18 protein-coding genes are annotated in these 19,599 nt (G+C 46.4%); 14 read left to right on the forward strand and 4 right to left on the reverse strand.

The features are described from left to right. Positions 1–51 precede the first annotated feature (51 nt). From ACDJ58_RS05710 to ACDJ58_RS05725, 4 genes are read left to right on the forward strand one after another with little or no spacing between them, the layout of a single operon-like run. A complete protein-coding gene (locus tag ACDJ58_RS05710; protein ID WP_413376216.1) occupies positions 52–2,202 on the forward strand; it encodes a hypothetical protein in 2,151 nt (716 codons plus the stop codon). Between the two features lie 29 nt (positions 2,203–2,231). After that, on the forward strand, positions 2,232–3,281 hold the full coding sequence (locus ACDJ58_RS05715; RefSeq protein WP_413376218.1) for a pilus assembly protein: 1,050 nt from the start codon (positions 2,232–2,234) through the stop codon (positions 3,279–3,281). An 11-nt stretch (positions 3,282–3,292) separates the two neighbouring features. Further along, positions 3,293–3,802, forward strand: coding sequence for a prepilin peptidase (locus ACDJ58_RS05720; protein ID WP_413379495.1), 510 nt, complete (start codon positions 3,293–3,295; stop codon positions 3,800–3,802). 26 nt (positions 3,803–3,828) lie between these two features. Next, positions 3,829–5,739, forward strand: coding sequence for a DUF6382 domain-containing protein (locus ACDJ58_RS05725; RefSeq protein WP_413376220.1), 1,911 nt, complete (start codon positions 3,829–3,831; stop codon positions 5,737–5,739). Here ACDJ58_RS05725 and ACDJ58_RS05730 read toward each other — a convergent pair. Continuing rightward, entirely contained in the window at positions 5,728–6,639 is a 912-nt protein-coding gene (locus tag ACDJ58_RS05730; RefSeq protein WP_413376222.1) for a TIGR01777 family oxidoreductase, read from the reverse strand. The genes ACDJ58_RS05725 and ACDJ58_RS05730 overlap by 12 nt on opposite strands. A 156-nt stretch (positions 6,640–6,795) precedes the next feature. After that, positions 6,796–7,266 carry a DUF2621 domain-containing protein gene (locus ACDJ58_RS05735; RefSeq protein WP_285075126.1) on the reverse strand — a complete coding sequence of 157 codons (471 nt, stop codon included), beginning with the start codon at positions 7,264–7,266 and terminating at the stop codon, positions 6,796–6,798. A 169-nt stretch (positions 7,267–7,435) separates the two neighbouring features. On the opposite strand from ACDJ58_RS05735, the gene ACDJ58_RS05740 reads away from it, so the two are divergent. Together ACDJ58_RS05740 and purU are read left to right on the forward strand one after the other, a co-directional pair. Further along, entirely contained in the window at positions 7,436–8,563 is a 1,128-nt protein-coding gene (locus ACDJ58_RS05740) for a deoxyribonuclease IV (RefSeq protein ID WP_413379498.1), read from the forward strand. A 22-nt stretch (positions 8,564–8,585) separates the two neighbouring features. Further along, the gene (gene purU / locus ACDJ58_RS05745) at positions 8,586–9,479 is read left to right on the forward strand and encodes a formyltetrahydrofolate deformylase (protein ID WP_072734276.1); all 894 of its coding nucleotides are present in this window, start codon (positions 8,586–8,588) and stop codon (positions 9,477–9,479) included. Positions 9,480–9,558: 79 nt separating this feature from the next. On the opposite strand, the gene ACDJ58_RS05750 is transcribed toward purU, so the two are convergent. Further along, the gene (locus tag ACDJ58_RS05750; protein ID WP_413376225.1) at positions 9,559–9,957 is read right to left on the reverse strand and encodes a hypothetical protein; all 399 of its coding nucleotides are present in this window, start codon (positions 9,955–9,957) and stop codon (positions 9,559–9,561) included. 523 nt (positions 9,958–10,480) lie between these two features. Between ACDJ58_RS05750 and tkt the strand changes: the two genes are divergently transcribed. From tkt to ACDJ58_RS05775, 5 genes are all read left to right on the forward strand, one after another. Continuing rightward, the gene (tkt, locus tag ACDJ58_RS05755; protein WP_413376227.1) at positions 10,481–12,523 is read left to right on the forward strand and encodes a transketolase; all 2,043 of its coding nucleotides are present in this window, start codon (positions 10,481–10,483) and stop codon (positions 12,521–12,523) included. 141 nt (positions 12,524–12,664) lie between these two features. Next, positions 12,665–12,982 (forward strand): pyrimidine/purine nucleoside phosphorylase, encoded by a 318-nt coding sequence (locus tag ACDJ58_RS05760; protein WP_053781719.1) that lies wholly within the window; start codon positions 12,665–12,667, stop codon positions 12,980–12,982. Positions 12,983–13,169: 187 nt separating this feature from the next. Further along, on the forward strand, positions 13,170–14,525 hold the full coding sequence (locus ACDJ58_RS05765) for a glucose-6-phosphate isomerase (protein ID WP_063564402.1): 1,356 nt from the start codon (positions 13,170–13,172) through the stop codon (positions 14,523–14,525). 164 nt (positions 14,526–14,689) lie between these two features. Continuing rightward, positions 14,690–15,322: a YigZ family protein gene (locus ACDJ58_RS05770; RefSeq protein ID WP_413376229.1), complete on the forward strand. Its 633-nt coding sequence runs from the start codon at positions 14,690–14,692 to the stop codon at positions 15,320–15,322. 5 nt (positions 15,323–15,327) lie between these two features. Further along, positions 15,328–15,930 (forward strand): TetR/AcrR family transcriptional regulator, encoded by a 603-nt coding sequence (locus ACDJ58_RS05775; RefSeq protein WP_063564400.1) that lies wholly within the window; start codon positions 15,328–15,330, stop codon positions 15,928–15,930. 193 nt (positions 15,931–16,123) lie between these two features. Here ACDJ58_RS05775 and ACDJ58_RS05780 read toward each other — a convergent pair whose 3' ends face one another. Next, positions 16,124–16,525, reverse strand: coding sequence for a secondary thiamine-phosphate synthase enzyme YjbQ (locus tag ACDJ58_RS05780; protein WP_413376232.1), 402 nt, complete (start codon positions 16,523–16,525; stop codon positions 16,124–16,126). A 364-nt stretch (positions 16,526–16,889) separates the two neighbouring features. Between ACDJ58_RS05780 and cysT the strand changes: the two genes are divergently transcribed. From cysT to ACDJ58_RS05795, 3 genes are read left to right on the forward strand one after another with little or no spacing between them, the layout of a single operon-like run. Beyond that, a complete protein-coding gene (gene cysT, locus ACDJ58_RS05785; RefSeq protein ID WP_413376234.1) occupies positions 16,890–17,705 on the forward strand; it encodes a sulfate ABC transporter permease subunit CysT in 816 nt (271 codons plus the stop codon). Further along, the gene (locus tag ACDJ58_RS05790) at positions 17,702–18,499 is read left to right on the forward strand and encodes a sulfate ABC transporter permease subunit (RefSeq protein ID WP_053781724.1); all 798 of its coding nucleotides are present in this window, start codon (positions 17,702–17,704) and stop codon (positions 18,497–18,499) included. Before cysT ends, ACDJ58_RS05790 begins: the two co-directional genes overlap by 4 nt. A 1-nt stretch (position 18,500) precedes the next feature. Beyond that, complete coding sequence (locus tag ACDJ58_RS05795; protein ID WP_413376236.1) at positions 18,501–19,565, forward strand: sulfate/molybdate ABC transporter ATP-binding protein; 1,065 nt, start codon at positions 18,501–18,503, stop codon at positions 19,563–19,565. Positions 19,566–19,599: the final 34 nt, after the last annotated feature.

The raw sequence follows: 19,599 nt of genomic DNA on the forward strand, positions 1-19,599 counted from the left end.
GAGGAGGAAGCACTGATCAGAAAAAAAGACGGTGAATCAGGAGCCGTAACCGTGTTCTTAATCTTGATTTTGGCTGGAATCTTTATGTTTGTTTCCATTTTCATTGATTATGCACGTATTGCTGCCTTCAAAGTACAGGCAGAACGAATGACACATGCGGCAATGAGATCTGTGATGTCAGCCTATGATACTTCCTTGCGGGAGTATGGTCTATTTGGATACGGTGACAGCAGTGGTGAGGCCATCATGGCCAAGGTGCTGAATGATAGTGTGAAGCCCTCGGCTGTGAAAGATGGCTTTCCAATTCTGGATATCCAATGGGATACGACTTCACTAAGCATGGAGCGTGAACTGGGCAGATACGATATTTTTAATCGCCAGATTCAGGAGGATATGAAATATCGTGCGCCGGTTGATTTTACCCTGGAAGTGGTCAATCGTTTTAAGCCGATGTCGGAAGAGATGAAAGAAGCTGCTCATACTGTGGATCTGCTCAAAAAATTGCAAAAACTGTATGACAAACGTGAGGAATTGCTGGACGAAGCAATCGCCAATCAGACGGAATCTGCCGATAAGCTGAAGGGTTTGCCCGCACTGATCATGAATCCGCCTTCCTCTGCTATTTACGATGAGATGTTAAGAGAGACGCCAGAGACAGCTGCCGAAGTAGCGGCGCGTTATGCGGATTATCTAAATAAAAAACAAATGGATGAGGGACTGCCATTCAACCAGCAACAGTACATTCTAGAGCTGGCTCGTTATCGAACAGGCGTAGGGAATGTGGCGACAGGCATAAGCATGATCATACAACCAGCATTGCAGGCTCACCAGACAAAATTGGAGGAAGCCCAAGCCAAGATTGAAGAAGCTCGCAAGATCAATGAGGAAATGAAGCGGGTAATCGCTGAGGGGGAGAACCGTTCACAGAATGCCAGTTACGAAAAAGTAGGCAACTCAACGCTGCCTGGGACGAGCCCTCCGTCTACCGGATCGGGAAGTGAAGCCAAGAGTACACGCTCCCTTGCTTCGGAACTTGTAAGAGCTGACACACTGTTTGATCAGTTAAATGCACGTGTACGCTCACAAAATTCGGATTTTACTAATGTCAGCAATGAAAGTATGGAGCTTAATACGCAGCTTCGCACTGTTACGGTAATGAGTGGTGTTTCCATTAAACCAGTGGTTAGACAGGCTAGTCAGGTCACGGAACGATACATGGACACTTACGTGAGAAGTGGACCCTCCAATGTCATTCTTCAAAGCAAACAGCTGTTGGAGAGCGGTCGCGGATCTGATGCCCAGCGCAAAGCGAATGACAAGGAATCCAAAGGGAAGCTGAAGGATGTTAAACGTATATTATCACAAATTGAAAAGGGAAGCTCCGGCTCAATGGAAGCCTTCAAGCAACTGGAAGAGTACTACAACACCAACATCGCTTTTAACCAAGCGAGCCGTGAGGAAGCCAAAAAGGCAGAGATTGCTGGCGATCCGTATGACTCCGGTGGTGACGCCATGAACGGAATGGACAGTTTGTTCGGCGGGATGTCCAATTTGCTGGATAGCCTTGGCGATGAATTGTTCCAGAATGAGTATGCACTGGCGTATTTCAACTCAATGGATTTTGGACAGTTGTTGGGCTGGACTGAAGGTAGTGGAGATGCCGGTGAAGTGTTCAAACTGGAAAATCAGGAACTGGAGTACATCGTCTATGGTTTTCATAATCCTTCTGGGAACATTGCCGCTGCATATGCGGAGATCTTTGGCATGCGTCTGGCGATTCGAACTGCAGAAGGATTAATTGAGAATAGCAAGCTTGGAAATCCACTACTTGTATTATCTGCTGCAATTTTATACGGAATTACAAACGCTATAGCAGATATGGTGAAACTGGCCAAAGACGGTAGTGTAGAATTGTCCAAATATATCAAAGTCAAGCTTACATACAGAGACCATCTCCGTTTGTTCCTATTAATGCATAGCAACAATGAACGCAAAATGTCCAGAATGTTGGCTTTGATCCGATTGAATACCGGCGTGAATCCAGATGAGAAGCAGACATACGCTTCGGGAAACATGCGCAGTAGTATCAAATTATGGTTCTTACCGGGAGTCACAAGAAGTATAGGTGCTGTCATGGGTAGTGCAGACCAGGTAGAAGATGGGCGATTTTTCATTGATCGGAAGGCCGATTATTCCTATTGAATAATCCGGGTCGTTTCGGTGGAGGGATTATGGATAAGCAGCATCAGCAGGAAAAAGTTTTGGCATCTTTGCACAATCGACTAACACGAATACACAGACTGGAAAGATTGAAATCTCTGACTAAGCAGATACGTTCTATCCAGAAGGTGCATTCTCCAAAAAGGGAACAGGGCAGCATCGTTTTGGAAGCCTCACTGGTTTTGCCTGTATTCCTGTTCTTTGTCATGTTCCTCATTTACATCGTACAGATGACGTTAGTATCAACAGCGTTGCAGAGCACTGCAGGAGAAGCAGTAAAGCAGTTATCCACGAAAATATATCCGGTCTCCCTTGTATTCACGCCCTCTGATTCCGCAGGTAGTGGAGGCTCAGAGGGTGGATGGAAAATACCGGAGCTGTCACTGACGGAATGGGCCGAAGAGTATGCCTCTTCGCTACCAGAGCCGCTAAGCGATTGGGTCCGTGCTGCCGCTGCCAGAGGTGAACAACCATTACAGGAGATCAAGACATCCGTTCTTGAGACAGTACTTGATCCGACTGTTAAACCGCTGCTTCAGCCTTTTATTAATACTTCTGTACTGGATGTAGAACGTGTGCATGTTAACGGTATTTCCATACCTGATCTCAAAAATAAAACGAACCCTTACTTTCGGCTTGAATTGAGCTATGAATTGCCTGTTAAGGTCCCCTTTCTAGGGAAATCTTTACGCATTCAAGCAGCTGCGGCAGAACGGGTATGGATCGGAGATACCGGAGAAGGCTCCAATAGTAGTGGGGGAGACGCGGATTCTGCAGGAACAGTAACCGTGTTATCCAAGCCGGAGCCAGCATACATAGGCAATAATGCAACAATTAAGGTCAAAGTGGAGCCTGGAGCTACAGCGAACTTAACGATATTTTACAAGTCCGGTGAAAGTTCAGCCAAACATATAGGATGGGCGACTGCCGATGAAAATGGTGTGATTGAGTGGAACTGGTTTGTTGGTACACGTACAACGGAAGGCACATGGACATTTGTTGTAGAGACTGCGGATGGTGCCAAGACGGTGACCGAGTTTAATGTGGCTTCCAGAAAATAAGGAAGGAGATGATGGAGGTGGAGTGGTTTTACCTGGCCTGTGGTCTATATGTGATTGTAGCTTTTATTACAGATGTTCGTTCAATGAAAATTCCAAATCGTTTAACTTTACCAGTGACTATCGCGGGAGTACTAGCCCATATCATCTGGGGAGGATGGGAGGGGTTTTTGTTCTCAGCAGCCGGATTCGCGATCGGGTTCGGTGTCTTATTTCTAATGTATCTAATCGGGGCAGTTGGTGCGGGAGATGTGAAATTGTTTGGAGGAATTGGGGCTTGGACGGGGCTGGCCTTTGGCGTTCACGTTATTATTTACTCCGTTTTGTACGCAGGGGCAATTGGAATAGTCATTCTCTTGTTCCGCAGGGATTCAGCGAAGCGGATTCGTGGCATGGCAGGAAATCTTGCCGGTTTCTTCATGCTCGGTTCGCTCAAACTGGTTAATCAGGAAAAGACATTGAAGTTTCCTTTTATGCTGGCCGTATTGCCGGGATTCATTAGCGCCTATATCTACATGACTTAACTAAGCAACGGAAAGAGAGGATTGGCATGTATGGATTAACGAGAGATTTCATTCGAAACGGCGGATCGTTTATGGTTTTGGAGAAAGTGGAAGGGCTGCGAATGGACGAACTGAGCCGTGTGCAGATGGGCATGTTGTCTTCCAATCAAATCCCCCGACTTCTTCCCGTTCATATTCGAGAGGTAGATCGAAATGTAACGTTACAATATGATATTTCAGGATATAAGATGTTAACTCAGATGTTGAAGTCAGGAAAAATCAAGCTGCGTGTGTTATATGGTCTATTGTTTCAGCTGGCAGATACGTTTACGGAATGTAGACAATATATGTTGGATTCACGTAAATTACAGATTCAGGAAGAGTACATATTTATCAATGGTTCACTTGAACTGGGAGAACTTGGTTTGGTATACATTCCGATTGTCGATGCAGTTGAGGTCGATCCGACGCCTCAGCAATTCCGCGAACTGGTTATTAGGCTAATGGCCCATGTTCAGGAACTTCAGGGCGAAGGGATTCAGCGTGTCCTCCAGCTATGTGACAGTGAACAATGGGATATCAGACAACTGCGTGAACTTTTGCTTGAATTATATGCAGATGAGCAGAGCGGTTCAGGCCAGGCATCGTTTATGTCTTCACGTGGGTCATCCGGCACAACTGACAGTCAATTTGGAATGCCACTTTCTGCAGTTCCAGAGCAGGGAAATGATCCATTTTCCAATAGAAGTGGGCAAGATCAGTATCGTCAGTTGGATCGAAATGGCGAAGCTGAGCAGCAGTTGAAATCAAATCATCAACCGAGGGTATCTACTTCGGAGGAAGACAAACCGTTTAACAAACCCTTTTCAGGATTTTCCGGCAGACGTCCACCGATAGAGTCCTCATTGCAATCGAAAGGTGTTAAGACGAATCCGTCAGAGCGCCAAACGTTTGATTCAATACAGGACGATGATATGGAAAAGGACGAGAAGCAGGAATCTTCCAAAACGACCTATATCATTCTGGGCTGTATGATTGCCATGGCGCTGGTATGGAGATTCATCTATATGGAACAACCAGGGCAGACACAAATGATTCTATCTGCAGCATTAAGTGCTGGGTTGCTTGGGATCGCGGGTTGGGCATGGGTGACCAAAGGAAAATTCGAACATTCGAAATCCAATTTGCTACGCAAAAAGATGCCGAATGAAGAATATACAGATGGCGAATTACAAGAGGGCTCTACCAATAAGAGATCTGCTTTTTTTGGATTGGGAAGAGGCAAAGATAAGCAAAAAGAAAGCGAAGAAGAGATGTTTCAGGAGAGCTGGCGTTGGAATGCATCTGAAATGTCGCCAGAAGGTACCGCGTATGCACAAGGTTACACGAGTCAACATAGCTCTGGTGATATGCAAAGTGCTCAATCAGAACGGGGAAATTCTTTTGAATCCAGGTCATCTGTAGCAGGAAATTCTCGCTTTCAAAATCTACATATACCATCCGAAGTATCTGATGAACCTTTCGTTCAGCATAATGTCGAAGCCGTGGCTGCAACATCGGAACTCGTCCGTCATCATGCGGCGGCTGATGCAACTGTAAATTTGCAGAGTGTTACTGGCGGAAGCATTACAGGCGCAGGTCCAGTGGTACCTTCCTTTTATCTTGAACGCAGATCAGCAACAGGGGACAAAAATGAACGGATGGATATCCGTGGAGCATCGTTTGTTATTGGCCGATCTGCGGACATGGTCCAGTGGGTAGATTCAGCAACCGGTGTGTCCCGTGCTCATGTGGAATTGAGCCGGAACAAATCGGGCTATGTCATTAAGGATTTGGGTTCTGTGAATGGAACCATTCTCAAAGGCGATGTTCTTGCTCCATACAAAGAATATCCACTGGAAGATGGAGATACCTTTGCGTTGGCTGAGTCTGTTTACACGTATCGATCAGTCGGATAGACCCCGGTGTTTTAGATCTTCCAATGCATCGATTAATGTAGGGAAGGTGAACTGAAATCCGTGATCCAACGCTTTTTGCGGGATAACCCGCTGTCCCTGAAGCAGCACGACAGAGAGTTCACCGACCAGTGTTTTGATCAGAATTCCGGGTACGGGGAACCAGTGCGGACGATGATACACTTTGCCTACCGTACGTCCGAATTCATCGTTGGTAACTGGGGTGGGCGAAGAGGCGTTCACTGGACCGGAGATTTCTTTATTTTGGATCGTGAAATCAATCAAACGCACAATATCCATAATATGAATCCAACTGGTCCACTGTTTGCCACTTCCCACCCTGCCCCCAACACCAAGCATATAAGGCAGTTTCATTAATGGAAAAGCACCTTTTTTATGACCAAGCACGAGGCTAACGCGGATTTTCACGAGTCTCACATGTTTGATGGAATCAGCAGCAACTTCCCATTGTTGAGAAACGCGGGATGGGAAATTCACCGATTTTTGAGGACTGTTCTCATCAAATGTTTCTGTAGGAGAGGTGCCATAGATTGCCATGGCAGATGCCTGTACGACCACCTCCGGTTTGTGTTCCAGTGAATCTATCAATTTGGCTACGCGTGCTACAGTAGTCACTCTTGATTCAACAATCTCCAGTTTCGCTTTGGTTGTCCAACGTTGATTCAACGTTTCTCCGGCGAGATTCACCAAGGCATCCATTCCCTCCAGCAAATGAGGCTGTTCCTCTACCTGTTCCCATGAGATATAAGTAAGGTTTTGGCTGGGATTATGTAAATTCGGCAGTTTGCGTGTAATAACTTTCACATGATGGCCTGCCTGAAGCCAGTAATCAACGATTGCTCCTCCGACAAAACCGGTACCTCCGCAAATCGCAATCTTCATCTTGGCGACCCCCTTGTTATGTTGACTGTACTGACATGTATTATCGAATCGACAAACAGCCCCGACGGTAAGCACTGCCTTGCTGGGAATGACTTACCTGACGGAGCATGTTTGCACATATGTAAGCCAAATACATGTTCGGCTGAATTCAATTTTCTATTTATTCATCAAATGTTTATATGGCGAATAGTCAATTTGGTTCTTCTCCAGAAATTTCACCAGAAACTTATTATCCCGCTTCGGTGTGGCTATAATGTATCCTTTAATGCAATGATCTCTGGATACTTCAGGCGCATTATTTTCGAACGCAATTTTGCCGATCTCTGCTGCAATGGAATGTTTGGCGATATCTCGAAATGGTCCGGGAACGGGTTCTACAAGTTGATCGAGGAAAGCTTTTGCTTCATCTGTCCATAAATGACGGCTGGTTTCAACCCAGTGATTCTGCCAATCGAGTTTCGACTTCCCGTCTGCCTTCGGAAGCACTTTCAAAAACTTGCGCATCATAAAAAATCCGCCAACACACATACTTCCAAGCAAAAGAACTGTCCAGAATGCAATCGTGTTCATAAACCAATTGCTGGGGGAACTACTTGTCAACGTCAAAGCGTAGGAGCCGAAAATCATTGCGGAGTCACCTCGGTTTATTGATTTTCACGGAAAGACGGATTCCGCCCCCCATGTTCCAAATTACAGCTGTAAAAAATAGCCTATATCCCGAATTATAGCGCATTTCTAGATTTATTTCGATAATCGCGTTAGAATAAGGGATAATTCAGAAAAAGGGGGATTAATGATGCTTAAAATCGGCTCCCATGTGTCCTTTTCGGACAAGGGATTATTGAGTGCAACGAAGGAAGCGTCCTCGTACGGTTCTAGTTCGTTTATGATATATACGGGTGCACCGCAAAATACCCGCCGCAAGCCTATTGAGTCCATGTTTATTGAGGAAGGCAAGCTTGCGATGCAAGAGGGCGGAATGGAAGATATCGTTGTCCATGCGCCATACATTATTAACCTCGGATCATACAAAGAAAACACGTATGAGCTGGCCGTCAGTTTCCTTCAGGAAGAGATTCGTCGTACACATGCGATTGGTGTCAAAAATATCGTGCTGCATCCCGGCGCATTTACGGACAAGGATGCTCACTACGGCATCGGACGTATTGCTGAAGGCTTGAATGAAGTGCTAGATGGTGTGAAAGAGACGGATGTTAATATCGCTCTGGAAACGATGGCTGGCAAAGGAACTGAGATGGGCCGCAGCTTTGAAGAGATTGCTCAGATCATGGAGAAGGTTACACACAATGAACGCCTTACCGTATGTATGGATACATGTCACATTCACGATGCGGGTTATGATATCGTGAACGACCTGGACGGTGTTCTTGAACAATTTGATCGTATGGTAGGGCTTGACCGCATTGCCGTAATGCATATTAATGATAGTAAGAACCCTGTGGGTGCGCACAAAGACCGTCATACACCGATTGGCTCTGGCTGGATTGGTTTTGAGGCAATTAACCGCATCGTGCATCACGAAGCTCTTAAGGGCCGTCCGTTTATTTTGGAAACGCCTTGGATCGGCAAAGAGGCCAAAACTCAGCGTCCTATGTATGAAGCAGAGATTGCATTGCTTCGCGGGGATGTTGCTGGTCGATTTGGTCCCGAATTCCTAACAGAAGTGGAACAACTGCATCATTTCTTCAAAGGAAAAGAGATTGAGTCTCGTTCATATGTTCTGGATATCTGGACGCTGCTCAAAAATGATGCCAAAGCGAAGAAAGCCGATCCACGTGAGCCGTTGGAACGTCTGTATGACCTCGTGGCTGAAGCCGCATTGTTCCCGCACTTGAATGAAGAACAACTGAATCATCGTTTGATCGCCTGGCTTGCAGGCAAAGAAATTTTTGTCACGGCCTAGTTGAAGGAGGAAAAATAACCCGATGGAGATTCACGCTAAACAAGTACGTCCTGATGTTAAAAACCGCGCCGATCGGGCGCGGATGCTCATTTCCTGTCCGGATGGTCCGGGAATTGTTGCCGCAGTATCCCATTTCTTGCACCAGCATGGTGCAAACATTGTACAGTCGGACCAATACACAATGGACCCGGCTGGAGGCATGTTTTTTATGCGGATCGAGTTCGATCTTCCACAATTATCGGTGAACCTGCCTAAGCTGGAAGCTGATTTCGAAGAAGTAGCAAACCGTTTCAAAATGGATTGGAGTCTTTCTGCGGTTAGCCGCAAGAAGAAACTTGCCATCTTTGTATCCAAGGAGGATCACTGTCTGGTTGAGCTGTTGTGGCAATGGCAGGCTGGCGATCTGGATGCAGACATCGCGCTTGTCGTGAGCAATCATCTGGATATGAAGGACTACGTAGAATCATTTGGCATTCCTTATCACCATATTCCGGTTACAGCAGATACGAAGAAGGAAGCGGAACAACGTCAGTTGGACGTCATTGGTAATGATATCGACGTGATTATTCTTGCGCGTTACATGCAGATCATTTCCCCAATGTTCATTGAGCATTACCGCAACCGCATTATTAACATTCATCATTCGTTTCTGCCTGCCTTTGTCGGTGGTAAACCATATGCCCAAGCGTACAACCGGGGTGTCAAAATCATCGGTGCGACGGCTCACTATGTTACCGAAGAGCTGGATGGCGGACCGATTATTGAGCAGGACGTTCAGCGTGTAAGCCACGGGGATGATGTAACCGAGTTGAAACGCATTGGACGTACCATTGAGCGTGTAGTTCTTGCCCGTGCGGTCAAATGGCATGTTGAAGACCGTGTACTGGTTCATGAAAATAAAACCGTTGTGTTTTAAGCTAATGCTTTAATACTGCGCAAGGTTGATTCGGAAGATACAGTTCAGTTCTATTCCGAAAAAAAGATAAGGCGGTTCCCTATTCATGTCTGAATGGGGGATCGCCTTTTTGGTTGTTCTTCCATACATGACCGCACCAACCAACAACCACGCCAAATAACAGATGCCCTGTCAGCCAGTAAAGTATTGCTTTTATATCATATAGATCAGTCACACGACTCGACAGCTGGGAGAGTGGGATATACAGAAGGGAAGAGAGAGCGCCGATCAGGACGCCTTTAGATATCGGATGACCTGAATGCTGAATCCACCATATGTAGAAGATGCCAATGATTATGGAAACGATAAGATGCAGCCCAAATTCAATGAACTCAGGTAATGTGGGCGGAAGCCATGGAACAAAATCAATGTTCAGCAGCAAGGTATAGACTTTTACACCAGTGTAAGTCTGAATAGCCTTTAAAAAGAACCCTAGCATAAGTCAGGATGTAAGACCTGTTAAAACCCCGGCATTCCAGGGTAATATGTGCTTTAGCGACTTTGGTGACTTAGCCAAATGTTCCGGCATATGCGAATCCTCCTTTCCATATGAAGTACAGCCTGATGTGCACAAAAGTCCGATTTTTCCAATCATGATCAAGGACCATTATATGCAAAATCAACTTCGATATCTAAAAAGAGTATGGTTTTCCGCTTAAAGGTTATACTTCATCCGATGGATTTGCGATGCTGGCTGAGCTAGAAGATATGCTGAAATGCTCAGTATGACACTCTTTTTGCGCAACTGGAAACAAATCCCTCGTCATAAACAGCCGAATTTTCCCGATCTTCTAAAAGAAGGTTATGGAAAACCTTCACGCCAAGTGATACAATACAAAAGTGAATAAGTCAAAATGAAACACTCAAGCGGATTCACTTATTGTGAAATTCGGTTTGCTTGTATGATGAGAGGGATTCGCTTGCGCAACCCGACTTATCTAAAGACATGAGGAGGACAAACCATGACTGACAAGAACGAAGCGATTCAAAAGGAAGAGAACAACACTATCGACAACCTGTCGATCACTACCGTACGTACACTGGCGATTGATGCAATCGAGAAGGCAAATTCCGGACACCCGGGAATGCCTATGGGCTCCGCACCAATGGGGTACCAACTTTTTGCAAAAACGATGACACATAACCCGGACCACCCAACTTGGGTTAACCGGGACCGTTTTGTTCTGTCCGCAGGACATGGCTCCATGTTGCTGTACAGCTTGCTTCACCTGAGCGGGTATGACCTGCCTATGGAACAATTGAAACAGTTCCGCCAATGGGGAAGCAAAACGCCGGGTCACCCGGAATTCGGACATACTGCAGGCGTTGACGCAACAACTGGACCACTGGGCCAAGGTATTGCAATGGCTGTAGGTATGGCTATGGCTGAAGCTCAACTGGGCGCAACATATAATAAAGACAAATTCAACGTAATTGACCACCACACTTACGCAATCTGTGGTGACGGTGACTTGATGGAAGGCGTATCCCATGAATCAGCTTCCCTGGCTGGACGTTTGCACCTGGGCAAATTGATCATGTTGTTCGACTCCAATGACATCACTTTGGATGGTAAATTGAACCTGTCTTCTTCTGAAAGCATCGCGAAGCGTTTTGAAGCTTATGGCTGGCAAGTGCTGCGCGTTGAAGATGGTAACGATCTGCCTGCGATCCAAAAAGCAATTGAGGAAGGTCAAGCAGACACGCTTCGTCCTACACTGATTGAAGTTAAAACAGTAATTGGTTACGGTAGCCCGAACAAACAAGGTAAAGGCGGCCACGGCGGTACTCACGGATCTCCACTGGGTGCAGACGAAGCCAAATTGACAAAAGATTTTTACAAATGGGTTTACGAGGAAGATTTCCACGTTCCAACTGAAGTTCGCGAACACTTTGCACAAGTGAAAGATCGTGGTATCTCTGCAAACAAAGCATGGGACGAGAAATTTGCTGAGTACAAGAAAGCATTCCCTGAGCTGGCAGCTCAATTCGAAACGGCAATCAATGGCGACCTTCCAGAAGGTTGGGATCGCGATCTGCCTAAATATGCAGCAACAGATAAAGCTGTATCCACTCGTGTAGCATCCGGTAATGCACTGAACGGTTTGGCTCATAACGTGCCACAACTGACAGGTGGATCTGCTGACCTGGAAAGCTCCACAATGACTCACTTGAACAATCTCGAGAACTTCTCGCCTGAAGATTATTCCGGCCGTAACATCTACTTCGGTATCCGTGAATTCGGTATGGCTGGAGCAATGAATGGTATGGCACTGCACAGTGGTGTGAAAGTATTCGGAGGTACATTCTTCGTATTTACAGACTACCTGCGTCCAGCTGTCCGTCTGGCTTCCCTGATGGGTCTGCCTGTAACGTACGTTCTGACTCACGACAGTATCGCTGTTGGTGAAGACGGTCCTACTCACGAACCAATCGAGCAATTGGCATCCCTGCGTATCATTCCTAACCTGACAGTTATTCGTCCGGCTGACGGTAATGAAACTTCTGCAGCATGGGCTTATGCGCTTGAGAACAAGAGCAATCCGGTTGCACTCGTACTCACTCGTCAAAACCTGCCTATTCTGGAAGGTACCGTTGAAGGTTCCCGTGAAAACGTGAAACGTGGTGCGTATGTTGTCTCTGATGCAAAAGAAGGCAAAGCCGTTGCCCAAATTATCGCTACAGGTTCCGAAGTGCAACTGGCTGTCAAAGCCCAAGCAGCACTTGCTGAACAAGGCATCCAAGTTCGCGTAATCAGCATGCCGAGCTGGGATCTGTTCGAGAAACAGGACAAAGCATACAAAGAATCCGTCCTGCTTCCGAATGTTAAAGCTCGTCTGGCGATTGAAATGGCTCACCCAATGGGTTGGGAAAAATATGTCGGCGATCACGGCGACATTCTCGGAATCAGCACATTTGGTGCATCCGCGCCTGGAGACCGTGTTATCCAAGAGTATGGCTTCACTGTGGAAAACGTGGTTAGTCGCGTAAAAGCATTGCTGTAATAGCTTGAAAAATGCTGCAGGAGGTACAGTTTAATTTCTGTCCTGCCTAGCAGCAAGTGATTTCCGGCAGATAATGGGCGGGCAACCGCCCTGATCTGTTTTGCCTTTTGTTTTGATTAACTTCAGGGGGAGCGGGTACGCATGTCACAGTTTGATCAAGTCAGTGTAGTGAAAGAGGCCAACATTTATTATGAGGGTCAGGTAACTAGCAGAACAGTTATTTTGGGGGATGGCAGCAAGGTGACTCTGGGTATTATGCTTCCAGGCAGTTATGAGTTCGGTACAGATTCCCGTGAGATTATGGAAATTCTGTCCGGCGATCTGAGAGTATTACTTCCCGGAGAAGAAGATTGGCAAGAGATTCAAGGTCAAGCTACGTTCCACGTGCCTGCCGAATCCAAATTTAAACTGGAGATACGCAGCGTTACCGACTACTGCTGTTCGTACCCGGCGGAATAATACAAGAAGGTTAACCAGAACCGCAACTCGCGGATTCGGTTAACCCTTTTTGCTTCTTAAACTCTAACGACAAAGTTCGGGCTGCAAGCTTGTCAGCCCTGTGGATTTGAAGTATCCTTAGGCTAAGTTGTTTTAGAATGGAAAACGGAAAAAAATACGCTACCGATATCAGGAGGTTTTATAGATCATGGCAAAAAAAGTGAAGTTTGACTACAGCACTGCCCTGCAATTCGTCAATCAGCATGAAGTGGACTATTTCGCTGAACCGATTCGTTTGGCTCACGAGCAGCTCCACAACGGAACGGGAACCGGATCGGATTATCTGGGCTGGATTGACCTGCCTACCGCTTATGATAAAGAAGAGTTCTCCCGTATTCAAAAAGCGGCTGCTAAAATCCAAAGCGATTCTGAAGTACTGATCGTCATCGGTATTGGTGGATCATACCTTGGTGCACGTGCAGCGATTGAGATGCTTACGCACTCTTTCTACAACAATCTGCCTAAAGACAAACGCAAAACGCCTGAAATCTACTTTGCAGGAAACAACATCAGCTCCACGTATGTAACTCATTTGCTGGATCTGGTTGAAGGTAAAGACTTCTCCGTTAACGTTATCTCCAAATCCGGTACAACAACGGAGCCAGCGATTGCTTTCCGTATCTTCCGTGCAGCACTGGAGAAAAAATATGGTAAAGAAGAAGCTCGCAAACGTATCTATGCTACAACAGATAAAGAGCGCGGCGCACTGAAAAAACTGGCGAATGAAGAAGGCTATGAATCCTTCATTATCCCGGATGATGTAGGTGGACGTTACTCCGTTCTGACGGCTGTAGGTTTGCTGCCAATCGCAGCAGCTGGCATCAGCATCGAAGAAATGATGCAAGGTGCGGCTGACGCTTCCAAAGAATACAGCAACCCGAACGTAGCTGAGAATGAAGCGTATCAATATGCAGCTGTTCGTAACGCACTGTATCGCAAAGGTAAAGGAACAGAAATCCTCGTCAACTACGAGCCATCCCTGCACTTTGTATCCGAATGGTGGAAACAGCTTTACGGAGAGAGTGAAGGTAAAGACTACAAAGGGATTTATCCTGCATCCGTTGATTTCTCGACTGACTTGCACTCCATGGGTCAATTCATTCAAGAGGGTAGCCGGAACATCTTCGAAACTGTGATTCAGGTTGCTGAAGTATCGGAGCATATTTCGATCCAAGCAGATCCGGATGATCTGGATGGTCTGAATTTCCTTGAAGGTAAAACGATGGACTTTGTTAACAAAAAAGCGTTCCAAGGAACACTGCTTGCACACACAGATGGTCAAGTACCAAACTTGATTGTGAACATTCCAGATATGTCTCCATATTCTTTCGGATATCTGGTATACTTCTTTGAAAAAGCATGCGGCATTAGTGGTTACCTGCTGGGAGTCAATCCATTTGACCAACCAGGCGTGGAAGCTTACAAGAAAAATATGTTCGCTTTGCTGGGCAAACCAGGCTTTGAAGAAGAGAAAGCAGCGCTGGAAGCGAGACTTTCCGAATAATTCATCGGTCTGCTCATATAGTTAAATAAGGTAATGTAATTACATTCGGGGAGTCATTGTGAAGCAATGGTTTCCCGGATGTTAAACAAAGGCAGTTCGTCCGCGTGCGCGCGGGGAACTGCTTTCTTGTAAAATGGATCAAATTGGTGGAAAGTTGGATAGGGATGATTGAACGTTATCGCACGGTTCGAGGACCGGGCAATCTGGAAATTGTAATCAAAAAGTCGCGATTTATCGGTCATATTATGCAGGTCACGACGGAAGAAGAAGCCAACGCTTTTATTGATGAAATCAAGAAAAAACATTGGAATGCTACTCATAACTGCTCCGCGTACATGATTGGTGAGCGGGATGAGATCCAGAAGCAGTCCGATGATGGCGAACCAAGCGGAACCGCGGGGAAACCGATTCTTGAAGTCATCAAAAATCAGCAATTGAAAAATGTGGCTATCGTTGTTACACGTTACTTTGGGGGAATTATGCTTGGAGCAGGTGGGTTAATTCGTGCTTATACGGATGGAGCAGTTGCAGCCATAGAAGCCGGGGAAGCGATTACCAAAGTGCTCCATCGTGAAGTGTTTGTTGAACTGGATTATACATGGCTGGGCAAAGTGGAAAATGAATTAAGGAGCCGGGAAGTCCGTACAGGTGAAACTGGATTCACCGATAAGGTTACGTTGACTTGTCTTCCGCCGGATAGTGAAACCGAGGCATTTGTGGCCTGGATCACAGATTTGACGCAAGGGCAATCCCGGATCACGGAGGGACAGCGGCTTTATTTTATTGAAGGGGAATAAAATATATGGCTAGAAGAGCAGTCGAACAGGAGTTGTCGAGGGAGCGGATACTGGAGGCGGCAAGGCATCTTTTTATTACCAAAGGATACCGTGCCATTTCGATGCGAAGCATCGGCCAGCATCTGGGCTATAGTCATGGGTCGCTGTATTATCATTTTAAGGAAAAGGCAGAGCTGTTTTATGCCATCGTGGTTGAGGATTTCAATCATCTGGGGCATTTGCTGCTGCAAGCCATGGTCAGGCCAGTCATGGGCGGCGTGAGCAAGGTAGAACATATCATGATGGAGTTTATTCGTTTTGGTTTGGAGAATCCGTATCAGTACGAGATCATGTTCATGATTCGGGATGAGGAATTGCTATCGTATTGTCGTACGGAGCAAGGAAGATGCTTTGAATTGTTCGCCTCCATTATTCGGCAATACATGAATGAAGAGGGCTGTACGGAAGAGGATATTCAATGTGTACCACGTACGCTATTTTTGTCCATGCACGGATTCATATCATATTATATTCAGGACCGTTTAACCTTTGCAGAGATTGAATCGGCTGCGTTATCTCATGTCAAAGTACTCTGCCGTAATCTCCAACACCAGCCTGGCGTCCAATAAGGCGCTTTTGTCGCACTCCACACTTCAGGGCGGTGAATTGTCATAACATTAATTCTTTATAACGTTGTCTCGCGAAAGTTTTTGCGGGAAGAAGACCATGACAGGCGGGTTACATCCCTAAAATAGGGTGGACCGCCTGTTTGTTTTTTATTTCGATTGATGGCGAATCATTAGAAATAGGGTTGAAATGGAGCTAATCTTCCATGATTTTAAGGAAATATTCCCGCTGACGAGGACCATCAAATTCGCAAAAATAGATGCCCTGCCATCTGCCAAGCAGTAATCTGCCCTCATGTATAATCACCGTTTGTGATGGTCCGGTAGTGATCGATTTCAAGTGAGAAGCCGTATTTCCCTCAGCATGCCGATATTCGGGATGTTCCCAAGGATACACTTCGTTCAGACGAAGCAGTACGTCATGTTTGACATCCGGGTCTGCATTTTCATTAATTGCAATGCCTGCTGTCGTATGTGGACAATAAATCAATACAGTCCCATTTTGTACACCGCTGTCACGGACAACCTGCTCCACCTCCCGCGTAATATCCTTCATCTCATCCCGTCGGGATGTCGATAAATTCTTCGTATATAACATATTACTCCACTCCTTTTGCTCCAAATTTGTCCCCTAAATTGTACCTTAACCACTACGTACCAAACAAACCACTTAAATAAAGAGGATCAAAGAAATCTGGATATAACAGCGATCGGAAGGTCGTTCTGGCCATGTAGAAGGCAGTGTAATTACATATGAATCCATCTCATATGTACGCCGATTTTATTCAATAAAAGCATTGACGATTAGCACTGCAAACTGGTAAAGTATCAGATAAGTAAAAACCAAGTAGACTAATGGGAATAATATTAAAGTAATAAAATCCAACTTAGGAAAATGGTTGTACCAAAGCAGGAAGACTGCCGACCGGACATAGAACCGGAGGCTGGGAGGGAATGCAGCAATGAATACCGTTCTTCGTCACAAGGGATGGACTTGGGGATTCCGCAGTACCGTATTGCTATATTTTATCGTACTCATTGTACTTCCAATCATCGGTGTGTACGTCAATTCCTTTTCTGAAGGATGGAGTAACTTTATCCAAAGCATTATGGACCCAATTGCATGGAAAGCTGTGCTGTTAACGATCCGACTGGCCGTTATAGCCACGGTGATTAACGTCATTCTGGGAACCATGATCGCCTGGGTGCTGACACGTTATCGCTTTTTTGGGAGGTCATTCCTTAACAGTCTGGTAGATCTTCCTTTTGCTCTGCCAACAGCCGTTGGTGGCCTGATGATTATGCTGCTCCTGGGCCCGATTAGTGCCATTGGCAAACTGGCGGAATCGATGGGGGTTGAAATTGTGTTTCACCAGCCTGCGATTGTGATCGCGATGACCTTTGTTACGTTTCCTTTTGTCATTCGTGCGGTGCAGCCTTTGCTCGAGGAGATCGATTCTTCAGAGGAAGAGGCATCCTACACGATGGGAGCATCGAAGGCGCGCACATTCAGGCAGGTCATTCTTCCGTCCATGGCTCCGGGCATGATTAGTGGGGGAATGCTCGCATTCTCCAGAGCACTGGCCGAATTTGGGGCTGTTGTGCTGGTGGCAGGCAATATTCCGGGAAGAACATTGACGGCTTCCGTATTTATTTACGGAGAGATCGAAAGTGACAATCCAACCGGTGCCGCGGCCGTTTCCGTACTGCTCTTAACACTCTCCTTCCTGATCCTCTGGCTCATTAATCTGGTGCAGATGCGGGGGAGAAGACGATGAGGCGACTATTAATCGGACTGACGTTTGCGGTGTTTATTGTACTGCTGATCATCCCGCTTGGACGTATTTTTATTGGTGCATTTGAAGACGGGGCAGGAGGATTCCTGGAGGGGCTGTTGCGCCCTGAGGCGCTGCATGCCTTGATGATGACAGGACTTGTTGTACTTGTTGTCACGCTGTTAAATACATTGTTTGGTGTTATGATGGCTATTTATCTGGTTCGCGCCGGATGGCTGAGTGACCGGGTGAAAGGGCTTCTGAACAGCATCGTGGATCTGCCCTATGCCGTATCGCCCGTCATTGGCGGATTGATGATTGTACTACTGCTGGGTCCCAACAGCATTATGGGCGCTTTTTTTGAAGGAATTGGATTCAATGTGGTGTATGCCTTCCCGGGCATGGTCATTGCAACGTTGTTTGTCACTTTTCCACTGATGGTTCGAGAAGTAATGCCTGTCTTGCAGGAGCTTGGATCTCAGCAGGAAGAGGCTGCGTCAACGCTTGGTGCATACGGCTGGAGAACGTTCTGGAGTGTTACCTGGCCTTCCATCCGCTGGGCGGTTGTGTACGGTCTTGTGTTGACTGTTGCCCGTTCGCTTGGGGAATTCGGTGCAGTGCTGGTTGTATCGGGTAACATTATGAACAAAACGCAGACGGCCACAACGCTTGTATATCAGGATGTAGAGAATTTTAACGTTGCTGCCGCTAATGGTGTGGCATTGGTACTGGTTACTTTTTCCGTCGGGCTGCTGCTTATGATGGAATGGGCCAAGAAGCGAAAGGAAGTGCATTGAGATGCATGTGGAAGTCCGTGATCTGAACAAACATTTCGGTGATTTTCATGCGGTAAAAGATGTCTCGTTCGATATTGCCAAAGGCCATCTGATCGGTTTGCTGGGACCCAGCGGAGGTGGGAAAACGTCTATTCTGCGTATGCTGGCAGGGCTGGAGAATCCGGGTTCCGGGGAGATTCGTTTTCACGGAAAAGTCGTAAACCATCTGCCTCCGCAGGAGCGGGGAATCGGATTTGTATTTCAGAACTATGCTTTGTTCAAACATATGACGGTATTTGATAATATCGCCTTTGGACTCAAGGTTAAAAAGACACCCAAAGCCCAAATCCGTGATCGGGTCATGGAGCTGGTGGAATTGACGGGGCTGAAAGGTTTCGAACAGCGTTATCCACATCAGTTGTCTGGTGGACAGCGGCAGCGTGTCGCTTTTGCCAGAGCCTTGGCCCCTGAGCCACAGCTGCTGCTGCTGGATGAACCGTTTGCCGCCATTGATGCCAAGATCCGGCAGGAATTGCGTTCATGGCTGAGAGAGCTAATTGAACGTGTAGGCATCACTTCGATTTTTGTAACCCATGACCAGGATGAAGCGATTGAAGTTGCCGACGAAATCATGATTATCAGCCAAGGGCGGTTGGAGCAGAAGGGCACGCCATGGGATATTTACAAAAATCCAGAGACACCTTTTGTTGCTACATTTATCGGGGAATCCACCGTCGTGGAGGACGCTTCACAGCTTAAGGGCTTCGAACATGCGGTGGAAGGGGAGCGCACACGTGCGCTGATCCGGCCTGAGTATATCGAGATCGGTTTGAAAAACGAGTTTAGCATGCTGTCCGCTACTGAAAAGGGTATTGTCAAACACCTTCATTTCCGCGGAAGTGAATGGATGGTGGAAGTGGAAGTTGAGGGCCATAAACTCATTACGTATCGTTCCCTGGAGAAAACAACCCTGCAAGTCGGTCAACAGATTCGAGTGCTCGTGCATCGGGCATATCTGTTCAATGATAACGATAGCTGGGTTGTTGAGAACCGATTGAAGGAAGATCCAATGCCGGTCATCATCTAATCAGAAGATCATTTGGTTCAGAAATGTTCTAGAA

The organism is Paenibacillus taichungensis, from assembly GCF_047302525.1.
GTDB lineage: Bacteria > Bacillota > Bacilli > Paenibacillales > Paenibacillaceae > Paenibacillus > Paenibacillus taichungensis_B.

Bases quoted from the DNA above. Each gene is read 5' to 3' on its own strand.
- ACDJ58_RS05740 (WP_413379498.1), top strand. From the start codon at position 7,436: ATGCTTAAAATCGGCTCCCATGTGTCCTTTTCGGACAAGGGATTATTG.
- tkt (WP_413376227.1), top strand. From the start codon at position 10,481: ATGACTGACAAGAACGAAGCGATTCAAAAGGAAGAGAACAACACTATC.
- ACDJ58_RS05750 (WP_413376225.1), bottom strand. From the start codon at position 9,957: ATGCTAGGGTTCTTTTTAAAGGCTATTCAGACTTACACTGGTGTAAAA.
- ACDJ58_RS05790 (WP_053781724.1), top strand. From the start codon at position 17,702: ATGAGGCGACTATTAATCGGACTGACGTTTGCGGTGTTTATTGTACTG.
- ACDJ58_RS05730 (WP_413376222.1), bottom strand. From the start codon at position 6,639: ATGAAGATTGCGATTTGCGGAGGTACCGGTTTTGTCGGAGGAGCAATC.
- cysT (WP_413376234.1), top strand. From the start codon at position 16,890: ATGAATACCGTTCTTCGTCACAAGGGATGGACTTGGGGATTCCGCAGT.
- ACDJ58_RS05765 (WP_063564402.1), top strand. From the start codon at position 13,170: ATGGCAAAAAAAGTGAAGTTTGACTACAGCACTGCCCTGCAATTCGTC.
- ACDJ58_RS05770 (WP_413376229.1), top strand. From the start codon at position 14,690: ATGATTGAACGTTATCGCACGGTTCGAGGACCGGGCAATCTGGAAATT.
- ACDJ58_RS05795 (WP_413376236.1), top strand. From the start codon at position 18,501: ATGCATGTGGAAGTCCGTGATCTGAACAAACATTTCGGTGATTTTCAT.
- purU (WP_072734276.1), top strand. From the start codon at position 8,586: ATGGAGATTCACGCTAAACAAGTACGTCCTGATGTTAAAAACCGCGCC.
- ACDJ58_RS05760 (WP_053781719.1), top strand. From the start codon at position 12,665: ATGTCACAGTTTGATCAAGTCAGTGTAGTGAAAGAGGCCAACATTTAT.
- ACDJ58_RS05775 (WP_063564400.1), top strand. From the start codon at position 15,328: ATGGCTAGAAGAGCAGTCGAACAGGAGTTGTCGAGGGAGCGGATACTG.
- ACDJ58_RS05725 (WP_413376220.1), top strand. From the start codon at position 3,829: ATGTATGGATTAACGAGAGATTTCATTCGAAACGGCGGATCGTTTATG.
- ACDJ58_RS05720 (WP_413379495.1), top strand. From the start codon at position 3,293: ATGGAGGTGGAGTGGTTTTACCTGGCCTGTGGTCTATATGTGATTGTA.
- ACDJ58_RS05715 (WP_413376218.1), top strand. From the start codon at position 2,232: ATGGATAAGCAGCATCAGCAGGAAAAAGTTTTGGCATCTTTGCACAAT.
- ACDJ58_RS05735 (WP_285075126.1), bottom strand. From the start codon at position 7,266: ATGATTTTCGGCTCCTACGCTTTGACGTTGACAAGTAGTTCCCCCAGC.
- ACDJ58_RS05780 (WP_413376232.1), bottom strand. From the start codon at position 16,525: ATGTTATATACGAAGAATTTATCGACATCCCGACGGGATGAGATGAAG.